Consider the following 563-nt stretch of genomic DNA (forward strand, 5'->3'; position numbering starts at 1 on the left):
AATTGAATGTCATTCATAAATATAAAAGACAGCTGTTTACCATCATGTAATTCATAACCTACATAATGCCCCTCTATGCTTCTTATAAGCCCCTCAGTGTGCTTAGGTGACGCTAATTCAAATGACTTCCTCACCTTACAATCTTTAATATATACATGACCGAATAACTTGTTGTTCATCACCACATAAACCATATCAAATGGATCATTATATAACTTAAAGCAACATGGTTGTACTTTACTATGTTCTAATAATCCYGTGTAGTACCTTARTARCGTGCCTGCTCGTGTYTCAAATTSRTTTACGATAGTTTCTAWGTTCATTTGATTTTCTCCTCTTTATTTATTCTTAATACCATAGGCACCCATGAGAGCACGTCAGTTTGTTGTCCATCTTCTGGATAACAAATAGCTAATGGTAAGTTAGGAACTCTACCATCCAACAAATAACGCATTACAAAACTACCTCTATACACTAAATCAAGTTGTTCACTTTTAACTAATTCAATCAGCGCAAACATTGTAATTTTGTTCCATCCACTCCAAAACACTACATTCTCATCC

2 protein-coding genes are annotated in these 563 nt (G+C 34.2%); both read right to left on the reverse strand.

The window, feature by feature from the left end:
* Positions 1-323 (reverse strand): hypothetical protein (locus A6013_RS28655; RefSeq protein WP_373452509.1); only part of this gene is annotated, 323 nt, incomplete at its 3' end.
* Positions 320-563, reverse strand: a 244-nt coding sequence (locus A6013_RS24070; RefSeq protein ID WP_217629486.1) for a hypothetical protein, incomplete at its 5' end; no start/stop codon positions are given. The genes A6013_RS28655 and A6013_RS24070, both read right to left, overlap by 4 nt.

This window comes from Enterobacter sp. IF2SW-B1 (genome assembly GCF_001743375.1).
GTDB lineage: Bacteria > Pseudomonadota > Gammaproteobacteria > Enterobacterales > Enterobacteriaceae > Enterobacter > Enterobacter bugandensis.